General features: G+C 37.8%; 14 protein-coding genes and 2 riboswitches. Of the genes, 11 read left to right on the forward strand and 3 right to left on the reverse strand.

Annotated elements, in window-relative coordinates:
• The first annotated feature begins 171 nt into the window (after window positions 1–171).
• From MOC86_RS02115 to MOC86_RS02130, 4 genes are all read left to right on the forward strand, one after another.
• Entirely contained in the window at window positions 172–372 is a 201-nt protein-coding gene (locus MOC86_RS02115) for a hypothetical protein (protein WP_419146596.1), read from the forward strand.
• Window positions 373–506: 134 nt separating this feature from the next.
• A complete protein-coding gene (locus tag MOC86_RS02120) occupies window positions 507–713 on the forward strand; it encodes a hypothetical protein (protein ID WP_243513894.1) in 207 nt (68 codons plus the stop codon).
• Complete coding sequence (locus MOC86_RS02125) at window positions 710–2,029, forward strand: short-chain fatty acid transporter (RefSeq protein WP_268582524.1); 1,320 nt, start codon at window positions 710–712, stop codon at window positions 2,027–2,029. The genes MOC86_RS02120 and MOC86_RS02125 overlap by 4 nt, the downstream gene beginning before the upstream one ends.
• A gap of 120 nt (window positions 2,030–2,149) precedes the next feature.
• A complete protein-coding gene (locus tag MOC86_RS02130; RefSeq protein ID WP_019392942.1) occupies window positions 2,150–2,410 on the forward strand; it encodes a hypothetical protein in 261 nt (86 codons plus the stop codon).
• 32 nt (window positions 2,411–2,442) lie between these two features.
• On the opposite strand, the gene MOC86_RS02135 is transcribed toward MOC86_RS02130, so the two are convergent.
• The 3 genes from MOC86_RS02135 to MOC86_RS02145 all read right to left on the reverse strand — a co-directional run bounded on the left by MOC86_RS02135 (window position 2,443) and on the right by MOC86_RS02145 (window position 8,640).
• A complete protein-coding gene (locus tag MOC86_RS02135) occupies window positions 2,443–3,246 on the reverse strand; it encodes a Cof-type HAD-IIB family hydrolase (RefSeq protein ID WP_019392943.1) in 804 nt (267 codons plus the stop codon).
• A gap of 111 nt (window positions 3,247–3,357) precedes the next feature.
• The gene (metH, locus tag MOC86_RS02140; RefSeq protein WP_268582525.1) at window positions 3,358–6,801 is read right to left on the reverse strand and encodes a methionine synthase; all 3,444 of its coding nucleotides are present in this window, start codon (window positions 6,799–6,801) and stop codon (window positions 3,358–3,360) included.
• On the reverse strand, window positions 6,802–8,640 hold the full coding sequence (locus tag MOC86_RS02145; RefSeq protein WP_268582526.1) for a bifunctional homocysteine S-methyltransferase/methylenetetrahydrofolate reductase: 1,839 nt from the start codon (window positions 8,638–8,640) through the stop codon (window positions 6,802–6,804).
• A gap of 78 nt (window positions 8,641–8,718) precedes the next feature.
• Window positions 8,719–8,825: riboswitch (SAM riboswitch) on the reverse strand.
• 310 nt (window positions 8,826–9,135) lie between these two features.
• Window positions 9,136–9,286, forward strand: a riboswitch (FMN riboswitch).
• A 179-nt stretch (window positions 9,287–9,465) separates the two neighbouring features.
• On the opposite strand from MOC86_RS02145, the gene ribD reads away from it, so the two are divergent.
• The 7 genes from ribD to ptsG all read left to right on the forward strand — a co-directional run bounded on the left by ribD (window position 9,466) and on the right by ptsG (window position 17,085).
• Entirely contained in the window at window positions 9,466–10,548 is a 1,083-nt protein-coding gene (gene ribD, locus MOC86_RS02150) for a bifunctional diaminohydroxyphosphoribosylaminopyrimidine deaminase/5-amino-6-(5-phosphoribosylamino)uracil reductase RibD (protein WP_268582527.1), read from the forward strand.
• A gap of 1 nt (window position 10,549) precedes the next feature.
• Window positions 10,550–11,194, forward strand: a complete 645-nt coding sequence (ribE, locus tag MOC86_RS02155; protein WP_268582528.1) for a riboflavin synthase — start codon at window positions 10,550–10,552, stop codon at window positions 11,192–11,194.
• Between the two features lie 15 nt (window positions 11,195–11,209).
• Complete coding sequence (locus tag MOC86_RS02160; RefSeq protein WP_268582529.1) at window positions 11,210–12,403, forward strand: bifunctional 3,4-dihydroxy-2-butanone-4-phosphate synthase/GTP cyclohydrolase II; 1,194 nt, start codon at window positions 11,210–11,212, stop codon at window positions 12,401–12,403.
• Between the two features lie 20 nt (window positions 12,404–12,423).
• On the forward strand, window positions 12,424–12,891 hold the full coding sequence (gene ribE / locus MOC86_RS02165) for a 6,7-dimethyl-8-ribityllumazine synthase (protein WP_019392949.1): 468 nt from the start codon (window positions 12,424–12,426) through the stop codon (window positions 12,889–12,891).
• A 107-nt stretch (window positions 12,892–12,998) separates the two neighbouring features.
• Complete coding sequence (locus tag MOC86_RS02170) at window positions 12,999–13,829, forward strand: hypothetical protein (protein ID WP_268582530.1); 831 nt, start codon at window positions 12,999–13,001, stop codon at window positions 13,827–13,829.
• A 130-nt stretch (window positions 13,830–13,959) separates the two neighbouring features.
• On the forward strand, window positions 13,960–14,802 hold the full coding sequence (gene glcT / locus MOC86_RS02175; protein ID WP_243513866.1) for a glucose PTS transporter transcription antiterminator GlcT: 843 nt from the start codon (window positions 13,960–13,962) through the stop codon (window positions 14,800–14,802).
• A 222-nt stretch (window positions 14,803–15,024) separates the two neighbouring features.
• Window positions 15,025–17,085 carry a glucose-specific PTS transporter subunit IIBC gene (gene ptsG / locus MOC86_RS02180; RefSeq protein WP_268582531.1) on the forward strand — a complete coding sequence of 687 codons (2,061 nt, stop codon included), beginning with the start codon at window positions 15,025–15,027 and terminating at the stop codon, window positions 17,083–17,085.
• Window positions 17,086–17,104: the final 19 nt, after the last annotated feature.

Raw genomic sequence — 17,104 nt, forward strand, 5'->3', positions numbered from 1 at the left:
CCCATTATAGTTTTATTTTACCAGAAAATTCTTAAAATAAAAGCGTATGCTCTCTGCTTTTGTTCAATAACTTCTAAAGAAAAATCCCTTCGCTTAGGGTAAATGCCTACGCAAATATGTACATTTGTCATATGTTGAAGTGTAATCAGTTTTTTAAGGGAGGAAATAATGATGTATCATCACATTTCACCACATGATGTTCGTCGTCCATATGGCCGCCGACCATTTGGCCGTCCTTTTGGTTATGGATTTGGCTATGGATTTGGAGTCCCTTTTATTGGAGGAGTACTTGGGGGAGTTTTAGGAAGCACACTTATAGGTCGTCCATACTATTACCCGCCATATCCTTATCCGTATTATCCATATTACTAAGATGAAAAGCAGCTTTTGAAAGCTGCTTTTTATTTTTAATACATTTATAAAAGGTATTTATAAATGTATGTGGAAAAAAGATACATATCGTAAGTTTCGAAAAGATCGGGATTTAGAAAGGGGAGGGCTTGGAAGTGAAAAAGTATCTAATCTTTATCTATAGCATAATGTTAGCTTGTGGCGCAGTATGGTCTACTTTTTTGACTTTTAATCTTCAAATTATTGAATATGCCATTCCTTTCAGTTTACTTTCTTTTGGAGCCGTTTTGCTTTGTACCACAAGTTTTCTTTATCTCGGGGCAGAAAATGAAAATACTATTTATAGGGAGGGAGAAAAATGAGGGTGCTTGTTTCTTTATCAAACAGGCTTATGCAGAGATACTTACCAGATTCTTTAATTTTTGTTTTTCTACTTACTTTTCTTGTCTTTGGATGTGCTATTATTTTCACTCCAACAACAGCTACGCAACTTTTTAATTATTGGGGTGAAGGATTTTGGGGACTTTTGTCGTTTACAATGCAAATGGTTCTTGTTTTATTGACAGGACATGTACTAGCAAGCAGTCACCTTTTTAAAGTTTGGTTAGGCGCTCTTGCAAGTATTCCAAAAACTCCTGGTAAAGCTATCATTTTAGTTACGTTTATATCAATGCTTGCAAGTTTTATTAACTGGGGATTTGGGCTTGTTATTGGCGCTCTGTTTGCCAAAGAAGTTGCTAAAAAGATAGAAAATGTTGATTATCGTCTTCTTATTGCAAGTGCCTATAGTGGATTTGTGATTTGGCATGGAGGGTTATCTGGATCCATTCCTTTAACAATTTCAACCCCAGGTCATTTTTCAGAAGAATTAATAGGGATCGTTTCAACAAGTGATACCATTTTTTCTACGTATAATTTAGCTATCGTCATTGCATTATTTATAATCATTCCTGCTACAAATCGCTTCCTAATGCCTTCTCGAAAAGACACTATTACAATTGATCCAAAACTTTTAGAAGAACGAGCTTCTTTTGAAGCGGCTTCAATCGAAGAACAGACATCAGCAACTAAGCTTGAAAATAGCCGATTCATCTCTTTAATAATAGGTGGGACAGGACTTGTTTTTTTAGGAATATATGTAGGTGAAAATGGTCTTGAACTTAATTTAGATATTGTGAATTTTCTCTTTCTCTTTCTTGGTATCCTTTTTCATGGAACACCAAAAAAGTTTTTGAATGCGGTTACAGAGGCTGTGAAAGGAACCGGCGGAATTATTGTTCAATTTCCTTTTTATGCAGGATTAATGGGAGTTATGCAGTCATCTGGGTTAGCGACAGCTGTTTCAGAAGCATTTGTGTCGATTTCAACTGAATCTACTTTTTTTGTTTTAACATTCTGGAGTGCCGGGCTTGTGAATTTGTTTATTCCATCAGGTGGAGGGCAATGGGCCATACAAGCTCCAATTATGCTAGAAGCAGCCGAAAACTTGGGTGTCTCACTTCCGAAGACAGCGATGTCTGTTGCTTGGGGAGATGCGTGGACAAATATGATCCAACCATTTTGGGCTCTTCCTGCCTTAGCTATCGCTGGTTTGAAGGCAAGAGATATTATGGGATTTTGCGTATTTATTCTTCTTGTAAGTGGAGCAGTCATTTCACTTGGGCTTTTCTTCTTATAGGTATTAATTGGTATGTTTTAAGAAAAATAGGAATAATATAAAATAGTAAAAGGATATCAATCAATACTGTGGAATATGAACAATAGCAGAGCAGTTCAAAGTTGGAAGGAGTGAAGCACTGTGGAAGAAAGAGTAAAATTAATTCGTATACGAGAGCTTGCATACGAGATTTTACACTGCCGTTTACAAGATCAAACTGCTTATCGTCAGCAAGATTTGCAGGAAGTAGTAGAACTTCTCGCAAGAGTTGTTGTTGATTTGACGAACACGCAGTTAAGGGAAGATGCAGATCCGCCAACATCTTTAAAAGCAACTGTTTCGAAAACACGAATGGCTTATAATACAATGATGGTAAAGCAAAGGGATGTAAAAGTACAGTAAAAAAAGACGTGTTCAAAACACGTCTTTTTTGCTTATTTTACGCTTGTTTTTGCATTATAGTCTAAGATGTATTGAGCAACATCTTTTACAGAAGAAACGACATGAGTAGTGAGTTTTTGAACCTCAGGTTCTCCGCCTTTCATCGCAAAACTATGCGGAGTGATGTTAAACATCGGAATATCATTAAAAGAGTCACCAACACAGGCAATTTCTTCTTCTTTTAAATTTAAGTGAGAGAGAAGAATGCGTAATGAATGTCCTTTACTAATGTTCTTAGGCATAATATCTAAACATCCTGGAGCTGAGACGTAGCAATCAACTTCATTGGAAAACTGCTCAATGATGGCTTTTTCAATAGCAAAAATCTCGTCAGGAAAGCTAATGACAGAAATTTTAGAAGGGAAAAGTGATTGACCAAACTCACGGCTCATGTTCGGTTCTTTCTCAATAGGGAAGAAGAGAAATTTTTGAATCTCCGCTAGCGCTTCATGATCTTGTTCAACAAAATTTGTATGATTTGAGCAAACGAGCGTAATTGTTTCAGGATTTTTAACTGTATTATAAACGTTCCTCGCAATTTCTTCGGAAAATACTTTTTCATAAAGTGTTTCACGCTCGCGTGTTATAACATAGGCTCCATTTTGACTTATTTGATGAAAATCACCTTGAAGCATAAGAGCCACCTTAGCCATTTCATTATCCATTCGACCAGACGCAAGGCAAATATCAACTCCGCTTTCTTTTAAGTCCTTAATTGCCTTTAAATCAGCAGGCGTTACTTTTTTCTCGGCGCTTAATAGTGTTCCATCTAAATCACTTACAAGTAGCTTAATCAATCTATTGTGTCTCTCCTTTTCCAACCAATAGGTTTTGTTGTCTATATTGTAGCAATGTTTATTTTAGGATGCACATAAAAAGAGCTAAGCAATTATGCTTAGCTCTTTTTATTATAATACGTTAAAGTAGCGTGCTTGTGGATGAGAGAAAACGAGCGCTGTTACAGATGCTTCAGGCTCCATCATAAATCCGTCTGTCAATTGAATTCCAATCTCTTCTGGTTGTAGCAATTTAAAAAGCTTTTCTTGATCTTCTAGATTTGGACATGCAGGATAGCCAAATGAAAAGCGTTGACCTTGGTATTTAGCTGTGAAACGTTCCTGCATTGTAAAGTCAGGAGAATCTGGGAAGCCCCATTGATCACGAATTTGTTGGTGCATACGTTCTGCAAGGCCCTCAGCTGTTTCAAGAGCAAGAGCTTGAAGGGCGTGGCTTTTTAAGAAATCTCCGTTATCTTTAAACGTTTTTGAAAGCTCTCTTACACCTTTCCCAGCCGTTACAGCAAACATGCATACATAATCCATAATGCCAGATTCTTTTGGTTTTAAGTAATCTGCTAAACAAAGGAACGGTTCTTTTTGCTGACGAGGAAACGTAAAACGCTCAATCTCTGTTTTTTCATCAGAATCATAAATAACAACATCATCTCCATCAGCTTGAGCAGGAAAGAATTGATATGTGGCAGATGGTTTAATAAGGTTTTCTTGTTTAGAAAGAGTCATTAAATCATCGATCATTTCTTTCATTCCAACTACTTTTTCATCTTTTTCAGCAAGAAGGCGAGAAATTTTTCCCTTTACTCCAAGGTGATGACCGAGGAGCATTTGCAAGTTAATATACGGCTCGACCATTGCAAGGCTGTAGTTTTTAATAACATGCTTTTTTAAATCATTTGGTATATAAACAGGAGCATCTGTTGAGACATTTGAACGTTTTGGAACAACGATTTCTGTCTTAACAGCTGTAGCAGGTTTTTCTAAAACAGCAACAGAACTCTCTTTTTGTCTACGCTCTTCAATCATTTCACCCATTTTTTCCTCATCGCGCAGTGAATTTGCAAGAGACAATCCTTCCATTGCATCTTTTGCATATAACACAAGCCCGTTATATTCCGCAGAAATCTTTTGATCCGTAAATCGACGAGAAAGGGCAGCTCCTCCAACTAAAATCGGAACCGAAATTTTAGCTTGGGTCAAGTCTTGAGCTGTGATCACCATTTGTTGAGCCGATTTTACAAGAAGTCCTGATAATCCAACGATATCTGGCTTTTCATCGTTGATTGCCTTAATTAAGTCTTGCGGAGTGACTTTAATACCTAGGTCTACTACGCGAAAACCGTTATTGCTTAAAATAATATCCACTAAGTTTTTTCCGATATCGTGCACATCACCTTTTACAGTAGCTAAGATGACTTTTCCTTTTCCTGTATCATCTTCTTTCTTTTCCATATATGGCTCAAGATGAGCAACAGAAGCTTTCATAACTTCTGCACTTTGCAGAACTTCTGCTACAATAAGCTGATTTAAATTGAAAAGACGTCCAACTTCGCTCATGCCGTCCATAAGTGGTCCATTAATAATATCGAGCGGATCATCAAACTTTTGTAAAGCTTGATCAAGATCTGGAATTAGTCCTTCTTTTGTTCCTTCAATAACGTAACTTGCAAGGCGCTCTTCAAGCGTTAATGTACTAGCATCAACTTTTTTCTCTTTTTTCTTGCCGCGGTAAAATTCAGTAAACGTTTGAAGGGTTTCGTCATTTGTTTTGAAAAGAAGATCATCTGCTAACTTGATTTCCTCTTCTGGGATAGAGGCGAAGCGCTCTAGTTTTTCTGTATTTACAATTGCATAGTCAAGTCCTGCCTGTGTGCAATGATAGAGAAAGACAGCATTTAGAATTTCACGTCCAACAGGCGGTAAACCAAACGAAACGTTACTAACACCAAGCATTGTAAGACAGCGTGGAAAATGCTGCTTAATGAGTCGAATTCCTTCTACTGTTGCTTCTGCTGAACCAATATATTGTTCATCACCTGTTCCAACAGGGAAGACGAGTGGATCAAAAATAATATCATCAGGTTTAATGCCATACTTTGTTGTGAGTAACTCGTAAGATCGCTTAGCAATTTCAAGCTTGCGCTGTGCTGTTACGCCCATTCCAACTTCATCAATTGTCCCGACAACAATTGCTCCTCCATATTTATGAAGAAGGGGGGTGATTGCTTCAAAGCGTTCTTCCCCATCCTCTAAATTGATGGAGTTAATAATTGCTTTACCTTGAGAATATTTTAGCGCACGTTCAATGACTGCTTCATCTGTTGAGTCAATCACAAGAGGGACTTTTACTTTTTTCACAACTTCTTGAATAAAAGTTTCCATGTCTTCCATTTCATCACGATCAGGATCTGCCAAGCAAATGTCAATGACATGAGCGCCATTTTTAACTTGAGCACGAGCAACTTCAGAAGCTTCTTCAAATTTTCCTTCAGCAATAAGGCGTTTGAATTTGCGAGAGCCAATTACGTTTGTTCGTTCCCCAACAAAAAGAGGTCTCATCGTGTCTTCGTACACAAAAGATTCAATTCCTGACACAGCATGAGCGTGGTCTTTTTCAGGGAGAGGACGAGGAGGCATCTGTTCAACAGTTTCCCGAAGAGCTTTAATATGAGCAGGAGTTGTTCCACAGCATCCTCCAACAAGGTTTAACCAACCTTTTTCAGCAAAACCACCGATTTTTTTAGCTAAAAGTTCAGGAGATTCATGATATTGTCCTTCTTCATCAGGAAGTCCTGCATTTGGATAACAGCTTACTGCGGTTGTAGCAAGCCCTGATAGAGAGCGAATATGATCTGTCATAAACTCAGGACCTGTTGCACAGTTTAATCCAACAGAAATAGGTTTCATATGCTCAAGCGAAAGGTAGAAAGATTCAATATCTTGCCCAGCAAGCGTTGTGCCCATTGGTTCAATCGTACCTGATACCATAAGTGGCACTTCTTTATTAAAATGTTCAAAAGCTTTCTGAATGCCGAGGAACCCTGCTTTTACATTCAGCATATCTTGACATGTTTCAAGTAAAAGTAGGTCAACGCCACCTGTTAGAAGACCTTTCGCTTGTTCAAAATAATCTTCAATAAGAGCATCAAACGTTGTTCCGCCTGTTACAGAAAGGGTTTTTGTTGTAGGCCCCATTGCACCTGCAACATAGCGGGGCCAGTCAGGGGATGAATATTTATCACAAGCAGCGCGCGCAAGTTTTGCTGAAGCAACATTAAGCTCAAAAGCAAGCGAGCCAAGATCATATTCATCTAGAACAAGGGCTGTTCCCCCAAACGTATTTGTTTCAATAATGTCTGCTCCAGCTTCTAAATATTGCTCATGAATAGATTGAATGAGTTCTGGTTTTGTTTTAGATAAATACTCATTACATCCTTCATATTCTTCGCCACCAAAATCATCTGCTGTTAAGTTGGCATTTTGAATCATTGTTCCCATTGCGCCATCAACAATTAGAATGCGTTTCTGTAATTGTTCTGTGATGTTCGTGAAAGCCATTTAAATCTTCCTTTCTATTGAAACAAGTTCTTTTGCTTTAATATAGTTAGCGAGCTCAACTGTCATCTCATAGCGCATAAACGGAGTAATTAAATACAAGCCGTTAAAAAGCTCATATGCTCTATCAATGAGCTCTTTTGCAAGTAGAATTCCTTCTTTAGCACTTTGTTCTTTATCGTGTTCAATTTTCTCCATACGAGTTAGAATATTTTCTGATAGTTTAATGCCAGGCACTTCATGATGTAAGAAGCGAGCATTTTTAGCACCTGTAAGCGGCATAATACCGATATAGATAGGAGCTTTTAAATTTTTAGTTGCTTCATAGACATCTTCAAGCTGCTCGATTGAATAAATAGGCTGAGAGATAAAGTAATCTGCTCCACAATCAACTTTTTTCTCAAGGCGTTGCACGGCTCTGTCAAGGTGGCGGACATTAGGATTGAAAGCTCCTGCAATTGAAAAGTTTGTTTTTTGGCCAAGAGGCTTACCTGAAAATGAAACTCCCTCATTGAACTGTTTAATAAGGCGAATCAAGTCAAAAGAAGAGAGATCATATACTGATGTAGCACCAGGGAAATCCCCAATCTTTGATGGATCGCCTGTTAGAGCGAGAACCTGATTGAATCCTAGTGTATGCATGCCCATTAAGTGTGACTGAAGACCAATCAAGTTATGGTCTCGACACGTTAAATGAATAAGCGGGCGCGTTTTTAACTGATCTTTTAAAAGTGAAGCCATCGCTAGGTTACTAATACGTGGACTTGCTAGAGAGTTATCTGCAAGTGTTAATGCATCAATTCCAGCTGCTTGAAGAGCATGAGCTCCCTTTAGAAACTTATCAACTCCAAGTTTTTTAGGTGGATCAAGTTCAACAATAATGGAGTGATTTTCTTGTACAATTTCATGAAGATGGGGTTGTGCCTGAATCTCTTGACTAAGAATCTCAATTGGTGGAGTTTCCTTTACCGTTTTTTCTGTAATTGGTACAGCATTTGTGAGCGCTTTTGCCATTGCTTCAATATGCGAAGGCGTTGTTCCACAGCATCCTCCAAGTAATCGAACTCCTTGGTCTTTAAACGCAAGCGCTGTTTTGTAGAAATAGTCTGGGTCTGTTTCATAAATAAGACGACCATCAACATATTGAGGTAAACTAGCATTTGGATATGCTGATAGAAAACTTTTATCTAAAAGAGGAACTTCCTCTAAAATTTCAAGCATATGATAAGGACCTTGACGACAGTTTGTACCTACAACATCTGCTCCAAGTTCTTCTAATATTTTTAAAGCTTTCACAATAGGGGTTCCGTCTTGAAGAACTCCTTTTTCATGGAGAGAGACATTTGTCACAATAGGTTTATCTGTCTCACGGCGCGCGATTTCTAAAACGGTCTTCAGCTCTTCCAAGTCATAAAATGTTTCAAAAAGAAGTCCGTCAACATCCTCAGACAAAAGCCAAAAAAGCTGTTCTCTAAAGCTTCTTTTAATTTCTTCAAGAGAAATAATACTTTTTTGGAACGATCGAATTCCGCCAATTGTACCTAGAACGTAGCCAGAATCTCCAACTGCTTTTTTAGCAAGACGAACTCCTTCAACGTTGATGTCCTTTACTTTTTCTTCCGCTCCATATCTTTTAAGCTTCGGGAAATTTGCTCCATATGTATTTGTTTGAATAACAGAAGCACCTGCTTTTTGATATGCTTTATGAATATTAAAAATATCTTCCGGCTTTGTAATGTTTAGTTCTTCAAAACAGTTATCAATTCCGTGAGCGTGAAGCAGTGTTCCCATTGCCCCATCCCCAATTAGAATTTTTGACTGTAAATCCTCAAGTAAACCCATTTTCATCTCCCCCTTTTAGTGAACATCACTTTCCTAATAAAAAAAGCCTTCTTTATGAAAAGAAGACTTGTAGTTGTCTTCTTATCTTCTAAGCAAATATGCTTACTGGATTTAGCACCTTGTTACAAACGTAACTGGTTGCTGAAGTTTCATAGGGCCAGTCCCTCCACTTCTCGTGATAAGAAATATTTATATACGTATGAATTTGGATAGTTTTTAAATATACTAATAATAAATTTTACTTTTCTTTGGAAAGTGTATCTGATTTTTGAAATTATACAATAATTTCTGAACATTTTAAACCCTTTTTTAAAAATTATCTTTTTTTAAGGAGAAACATACTCTAAAAAAGCTGAAGGGAGAAATTTGGATATTAAACTTTATTTTAGGAAGAATGTTCGGATTTAAAAGGGGAAAAATTAGAAAGTACGAGAAAAGAAGCAAAAAGTTATGACTTTTGTGAGAACCTCTGCTATAATAAAGTCAAATTTCATAGTTATCCTTCGGGGTCAGGTGAAAATCCTAACCGGCGGTGGTGAATAATAATTATATTCTAAGCCCGCGACCCGCATGTCTTTACTGATATGCGGTTGATCAAGTTTGAATCTTGAGCCGACAGTTAAAGTCTGGATGGGAGAAGGATCAGGTGCGACACTATCAGTTTGTGTTTTTTAAGCGTGCATAACGTTTTTTAAGCATACATATGATAGCTTGTTTTCGCTTATTTTCATTTTGTCAATATACTGATTCAGCATCTCTACCCCTTTAGGACCCAATCCTAAAGGGGTTTTTACGTATAAAGGGGTTCGTAATGGAGGGGGAAAAGTGAACGATCAAGCATATATGAAACTTGCTATACAAATGGCAAGTGCGACAATAGGACAAACTAAACCGAATCCAGCAGTTGGAGCTGTTGTTGTAAAAGATGGAGCAATCGTTGGAATGGGTGCACATTTAAAAGCAGGTGAACCACATGCTGAAGTTCATGCTTTAAATATGGCAGGAAACAAAGCTTATGGGGCGACAATTTATGTCACTCTTGAACCTTGTAGCCATTATGGGAAAACACCTCCATGTGCAGAGCTTATTATCCAAAAAGGCATTAAGCGAGCTGTTGTTGCATCTCTTGATTCAAATCCGCTTGTAAGTGGAAGAGGGATGGAAATGATGAAAAAGGCGGGCATCGAAGTGAAAGTCGGCGTTCTTGAAAAAGAGGCCAAAGCACTTAATCCTTTTTTTCTCCATTTTATGAGAGAAAAGCGTCCCTTTGTGACATTAAAGGCTGCCATGAGTTTGGATGGTAAAATTGCCACAAAAACTGGAGAAAGCAAGTGGATTACTGGTGAACAAGCAAGGCTTGATGGTCATCGTCTTCGACATTCTCATGACGGAATTCTAGTTGGAGCAAATACAGTGATAGCTGATAATCCATTGTTAACAACAAGAATTATGGGGCATGCGCGTCACCCAATCCGTATTGTGCTAGACACAACCCTTAAAATTTCACCTGAGGCTAAGATTTTTCAAGATGATTCTGCTGAAACGTGGGTTATTACAGGAAATGTTGGAGAAGAGAAGAAAGCTCCTTTTGCTAAAGAGCATGTTTCTATTTTTTCACTTGAGCAGCCTCAAAATATAGAGCATATTTTAGAACTTTTAGCAGCAAAAGGAGTTCAGTCCCTGTTAGTTGAGGGAGGAGCAACTGTTCATGGAGCTTTTTTACAGAGCAGACTTTTTGATGAAGTAGTTTCCTACGTTGCTCCTATTTTAATAGGTGGGAAAGATGCTCCAAGTGCATTTGGTGGAGCTGGTTTTTCTACAATGGCTGAAACGCAGCATCTTGAGATTATAGAAACAAGTGTATTAGGTGAAGACCTCAAAATTGTCTCTAGAAAGAAAGGGAAATAATATGTTCACAGGGATTATAGAAGAAATAGGAGAAATCGAACGAGTTGAAAAAAAGACAGATGCCATTATTTTTTCAATTCGAGCAAATGAAATTTTAAAAGATGTAAATCTTGGTGACAGCATTTCAGTAAATGGAGTTTGTTTAACTGTCACAAGCTTTACAAAAGATCGATTTACTGTCGATGTTATGCCAGAAACGATTAAAGCAACAAACTTAAAGGACTTCAAGCAAGGAGTAAAAGTGAATTTGGAAAGAGCAATGGCAGCGAACGGGCGATTTGGAGGACATTTTGTTTCAGGTCATATTGATGGTACGGGAGAAATTATTGAAGTAACGCCAAAAGGCAATGCGATTTATTACCGTATTCATCTTTCAGAGAATCTAACTCGTTCCCTGTTATTAAAAGGCTCTGTTGCTCTCGATGGAACAAGCTTAACTATTTTTGGGCTTGAGCGGGATGAACTAGTTGTTTCACTTATTCCGCATACGACGGATTATACGATTTTAGGAGCTAAAAAACGTGGGGACACCGTCAATATTGAGTGCGATATGATTGGGAAATATCTTCATAAGTTTGTTCATAAAGAAGAAGCAAAACCAAAGGATAAGCTAAGCTATGAGTTTCTGAAAAATCATGGATTTTAAAAAAGAGGTGTCAAAATGTTTAACACAATTGAAGAAGCATTAGAAGATTTAAAAAAAGGAAAAGTCGTTATTGTATGTGATGACGAGGACCGGGAAAATGAAGGAGACTTTATTGTTCTAGGAGAGCATGCTACACCTGAAAATGTTAATCTAATGGCTGTGCATGGGCGTGGACTTATTTGTACACCGCTGTCAGAAAAGCGTGCTGAAGAGCTTGAGCTTTCACCAATGGTTTCTCAAAATACAGATGCCCATGGAACAGCATTTACAGTCAGCATTGATCATAAAACAACAACAACAGGTATTAGTGCTTTTGAACGCTCTGAAACAATTCAAGCTCTCTTAGATAAAAAGGCTAAGCCAGCTGATTTTCGTCGACCTGGTCATGTTTTCCCTCTAATTGCTAAAGAGGGAGGCGTTCTTCGCAGAGCAGGTCATACTGAGGCTGCTGTTGATTTGGCAAAGCTTTGCGGATCTCAAGAAGTAGCTGTAATTTGTGAAGTAATGAAGGAAGATGGCACAATGGCGCGTGTCCCTGACTTAATAGAGCTTGCGAAAAAGCTGGATGTAAAGCTTATTACAATCAAGGAACTAATTGCATACCGTCGTAAGCATGATAAGCTTGTGAAACGAGAAGTGCAAATTGAACTTCCAACGTCATTTGGTCACTTTAAGGTATTTGGGTATTCTAATTCTGTGGACGATCGTGAACATATCGCTCTTGTAAAAGGAGATATAAATAAAGGAGATGTCCCGCTTGTTCGGGTTCACTCTGAATGTTTGACAGGAGATGTGTTTGGTTCACATCGCTGCGATTGTGGGCCGCAGCTCCATACAGCTCTTTCTCAAATTGAGAAATCAGGAAAAGGTGTTCTACTTTATATGCGTCAAGAAGGACGTGGCATTGGACTCTTAAATAAACTAAAAGCGTACAAGCTTCAAGAAGAGGGATATGACACAGTTGAAGCAAATGAAAAACTAGGTTTCGGAGCGGACTTGCGTGAATATGGATTAGGAGCTCAAATTCTTCGTGATTTAGGAATTGAAAAAATGCAACTTTTAACAAATAACCCAAGAAAAATTGCTGGGTTAAAAGGATATGGTTTAGACGTTGTCGAGCGTGTCCCGCTTGAAATGCCTGTCTTAAAAGACAATGAGCACTATCTTCATACAAAAGTTGAGAAATTAGGACATTTACTACACTTTTAAAAGGAAAGAGGAGAAAAGAAATGGCAAAAACATTTGAAGGACATTTAGTAGGAACAGGATTAAAAGTAGGAATCGTTGTAGGGCGTTTTAATGAGTTTATTACAGGCAAACTTCTAGGTGGAGCAGAAGATGGATTGAAACGTCATGGAGTGGACCCTGATGATATTGATATTGCTTGGGTACCAGGCGCATTTGAAATTCCGCTTGTGGCAAAAAAATTAGCAGCATCTAAGAAATATGATGCGGTTATTACTCTTGGTACTGTAATCCGTGGATCAACACCACACTTTGATTATGTATGCAATGAAGTAGCTAAAGGAGTATCTGCTCAAAGTCTTGAAACAGGCGTTCCAGTTATATTTGGAGTTTTAACAACGGAAACAATTGAACAAGCCGTTGAGCGTGCAGGAACAAAAGCAGGAAACAAAGGATGGGACGCAGCAATTTCAGCTATTGAAATGGCAAATCTTCTAAAAGGTATTGAATAATTCATTGCTTCTCCAAAAAGAGCGCTAAAGATCTTCTTTAGCGCTCTTTTTCGTATATCTTTTAGGCGTTGATACATGCTAAAAAGTATCGGAAAGGAGGGGGGAGTTTGTCGCAGTCATTGCCTTTTTTTATTCTTCTTGTTTTAAGTTTACTTTTGACTGTTTTTATCCTGTGGAGAAAATCGAACAAGAGGCTGTTACTCTTATTCTTATTTATTGGCGGATTAGCGCACTTATTAGATTTTTTTATTATGGTTATTTTAAATAGCTACGTATATAAGCCTCATTTTGTTCAGAACAACTATTATGATAATATACTGGGCTCTCTTGTCTCCCAAACGTTTGTTTATCCAACAGCAGCTTTAATTGTTGTAGCTTATAATTGGTCTATTTTTAGGGTTTTTCTTTTGTCCTTTTTGTTTATGGGAATTGAAACGCTCTTTTTATCACTCGGCATATATGAACATTTTTGGTGGAAGACATTTTATACAGGCATTTTTATGTTTATCGGTTTTCTTATTGCGAAGAAATGGTACGAATTGATGAACAGAGAAGATGATACGAAATGGAGGGATTTTCTCACTCTTTACTTTGCGGCCTTTGTGATCAGTGGAATAGGCCTTTCGTTAATCACGGTCTTCACATCTTTAAATATGCTAAGTACAGGCTTTTTCAGTGATGGAGAAAGGGAGCAAATGATTCTAGCCACCATTTATATAGGCATCGTAATCTTCCTTTATAGCATGTCTGTTGTATATGGCACAAACTCGCTATATACGTATGGTTTGCTTTGTATTATCTGTGCTGTAAGTTCCAGTTTGGTTATGCTCAATATTCTAGAAATAACTGCTGTATATAAACTGCTTTCTATATGCTTGTATAATGTAATTGTTTTAATTATTATTAAATCAATCCATAATCGTCTTCTCTTCTTATAGAATGAATATTAGGCTTAGAAGAAAGAGAATACAGCGTTTCCATTGATTTCATAAAACGATATGTTGACGTTGTGAAAATGGTTTCGTAATATGGAAAGATGACAGAGAAGCTATAAGGAGTGGGGAATGAGTGAAAAGCACCTTTTTAGTGAAAAAGGTACTAAACAATAATGTATTAATTGCCACTCATGATGAATATAAAGAGACCGTCATGATTGGCAAGGGTATAGGTTTTGGGAAAAAAGGCGGAGAGGAAATTACAGAAACTTCAGCTGAAAAGTTATTTATTTTACACAATGAACGGGAACAAGAACAATATAAAATGTTGCTCACTCAAGTGGATGAGAAAATTGTAGTCATTATGAATGATATTATTTCTTATATTCAAAAGCATGTGAAAACGCCTTTAAATGAGCATATTCATATTAGCCTAACAGACCATATTTCTTTTGCTATTAAGCGTGTGAAGCAAGGGATGGATATTAACAATCCTTTTTTACTTGAAACAAAGGTACTGTATCCTACCGAATACGAGCTTGCAAGGCACGTTTTGGAGATGATTAAGGAACAAACGGGTATTTCCCTTCCAGAAGGAGAAATAGGGTTTGTTGCGCTTCATATTCACACAGCAATTACAGCGCGTGACTTGTCTGAGATTAACCGACATTCAGAACTTATTCAAACAATTATTAGCATGATTGAGCAAGGTTTTTCTATAACATTAGATAAAGAATCTTTAAATTATATGCGTCTTATCCGCCATCTTCACTTCGCAATTGAGCGTGCAAATAAAGGGGAAGAAGTAGAAGAACCAAAAAAATTATCAGAGCTATTGAAAAAAGAGTATCCCTTATGCTACAATCTTTCTTGGAAAGTAGTAAAAGTGATGCAACAAGCGCTTTCACGCCCTGTTGATGAGGCAGAGGCAGTTTACTTAACAATGCATTTACAGCGTTTAATGACAAAAATATAAATAACAGCATTCATTTCAATACGTGTTACTGATACGATCAGGCATGAGTGGAGAGATGAAACGACTCTAATTAAGGGACAAGTATACCCTTTTATGAGACCGTTTCCGACCACTCATGCCTTTTTATATTTTCTAAGAAAGCGTTTTAACAAAAGATGGTTTATGCATGGATTGAAAACGTTGTTGCACACTATAAAAGGACAGAAAAAAGGGGGCTACTTCATGTTTAAGAAGCTTTTTGGGGTTCTTCAAAAAATCGGGAAAGCTTTGATGCTTCCTGTAGCGATTTTACCTGCTGCAGGTCTTCTACTCGCATTTGGTACAGCGTTCCAAAACGAGCAAACATTAAAGTATATTCCGGCACTTGGAGCTGATTGGTTTCAATTAGTAGCAACAGTAATGGCGCAAGCAGGAGATATTGTTTTTTCTAACTTGCCATTATTGTTTGCTGTGGGAGTTGCGGTTGGTTTAGCAGGAGGAGACGGTGTTGCAGGTTTAGCTGCGATTATTGGATATTTAATCCTGAATGTTACAATGGGAACGATTTTAACGGGGACAGGACAATTAGATCCTGCAATGTTTAATGTTGGGTCAACTATAGAGAAAGACCCGGCATTTGCAAGCGTCTTAGGAATTCCTACGATGCAAACAGGGGTATTTGGTGGTATCATCGTTGGGGTATTAGCTGCTTCAATGTATAATCGTTTTTACCAAATTTCGCTTCCGCAATATTTAGGATTCTTTGCAGGAAAACGATTTGTACCAATTGCTACAGCTGTTTCATCTTTAATCTTAGGATTAATTATGATGGTAGTATGGCCACCAATTCAAAGTGGTTTAAACACATTTTCACAAACGATGTTGAATGCAAACCCAATGCTTTCAGCCTTTATTTTTGGGGTAATTGAACGTTCATTAATTCCGTTTGGTCTTCATCATATTTTCTATTCGCCGTTTTGGTATGAGTTTGGAGAATATATTGATAAAGCAGGGAATTTAGTGCGTGGAGATCAGCGAATCTTTATGGCACAGTTAAAGGATAATGTTGATCAATTTACAGCAGGAACATACATGGTTGGTAAGTACGTATTCATGATGTTTGGTTTACCAGCAGCAGCGCTTGCTATTTATCATGAAGCACGTCCAGAACGTAAAAAATTCGTAGCTGGTATTATGGGTTCTGCAGCTTTAACGTCATTTTTAACAGGAATTACAGAGCCGCTTGAGTTCTCATTCTTATTCGTTGCACCAATTCTTTTCGCGATACATGCTGTGTTTGCAGGCCTTTCATTTATGCTTATGGCATGGCTTGATGTTAAGATTGGAATGACGTTCTCTGGAGGATTTATTGATTTTATTTTATTTGGAGTCTTGCCGAATAAAACTGCTTGGTGGTATGTTATTATCGTCGGTCTTATTTTAGCTGTTATCTACTACTTTGGTTTCCGCTTTGCCATTCGCAAATTCAACTTGGCAACGCCTGGACGCGAGAAGGAAGATGTAGGATCTGAAATTGCGACACCAGCAGAAGAACTTCCTTATAATGTTTTACAAGCAATGGGAGGACGCGAGAATATTGCTCATCTTGATGCTTGTATCACTCGTTTACGCGTTTCGGTTAACGATATTGGGAATGTTGATAAAGAACGCTTGAAAAAACTTGGCGCTTCTGGTGTACTAGAAGTTGGTAACAATATTCAAGCTATCTTTGGACCGAAGTCTGATACATTGAAAGGACAGATGCAAGACATTATGTCTGGAAAAACACCTGTTCCTTCTAAGGAAAGCGATGAGAAGCCAGCTAGTGAACCAACTGTAGCTGACTCAGCAGAAGAGATTGTTTCTCCAATTACTGGAGAAGTTGTCCCGCTTTCAGAGGTACCTGATCAAGTTTTCTCGCAGAAATTAATGGGCGATGGATTCGCCATTATTCCCGAAAAAGGGACAATAGTTGCACCAGTAGACGGAAAAGTTGTAAACTTATTTCCGACGAAACATGCGTTAGGAATTGAATCAGTAGGTGGAAGAGAAGTCCTTATTCATGTAGGAATCGACACAGTGAACCTTAAGGGTGAAGGATTTGAAGCTCTTGTTTCACAAGGTGACGACGTCAAAAAAGGTGATCCGCTTCTAAAAGTTGACTTGGAGTTTGTAAAAGAAAATGCGCCAAGCATTATTACACCAATCATTTTTACCAATTTACAAGAAGGCGAAAAAGTAATGATCAACAAAGAAGGTCATGTAGATAGCGGTGAACAGAACATTATTACCATTACTAAGTAACAGGAAAAAAGGAGAATGA

Origin of the sequence: Priestia endophytica (assembly GCF_026790145.1) — a bacterium.
Lineage (GTDB): Bacteria > Bacillota > Bacilli > Bacillales > Bacillaceae_H > Bacillus_I > Bacillus_I endophytica_A.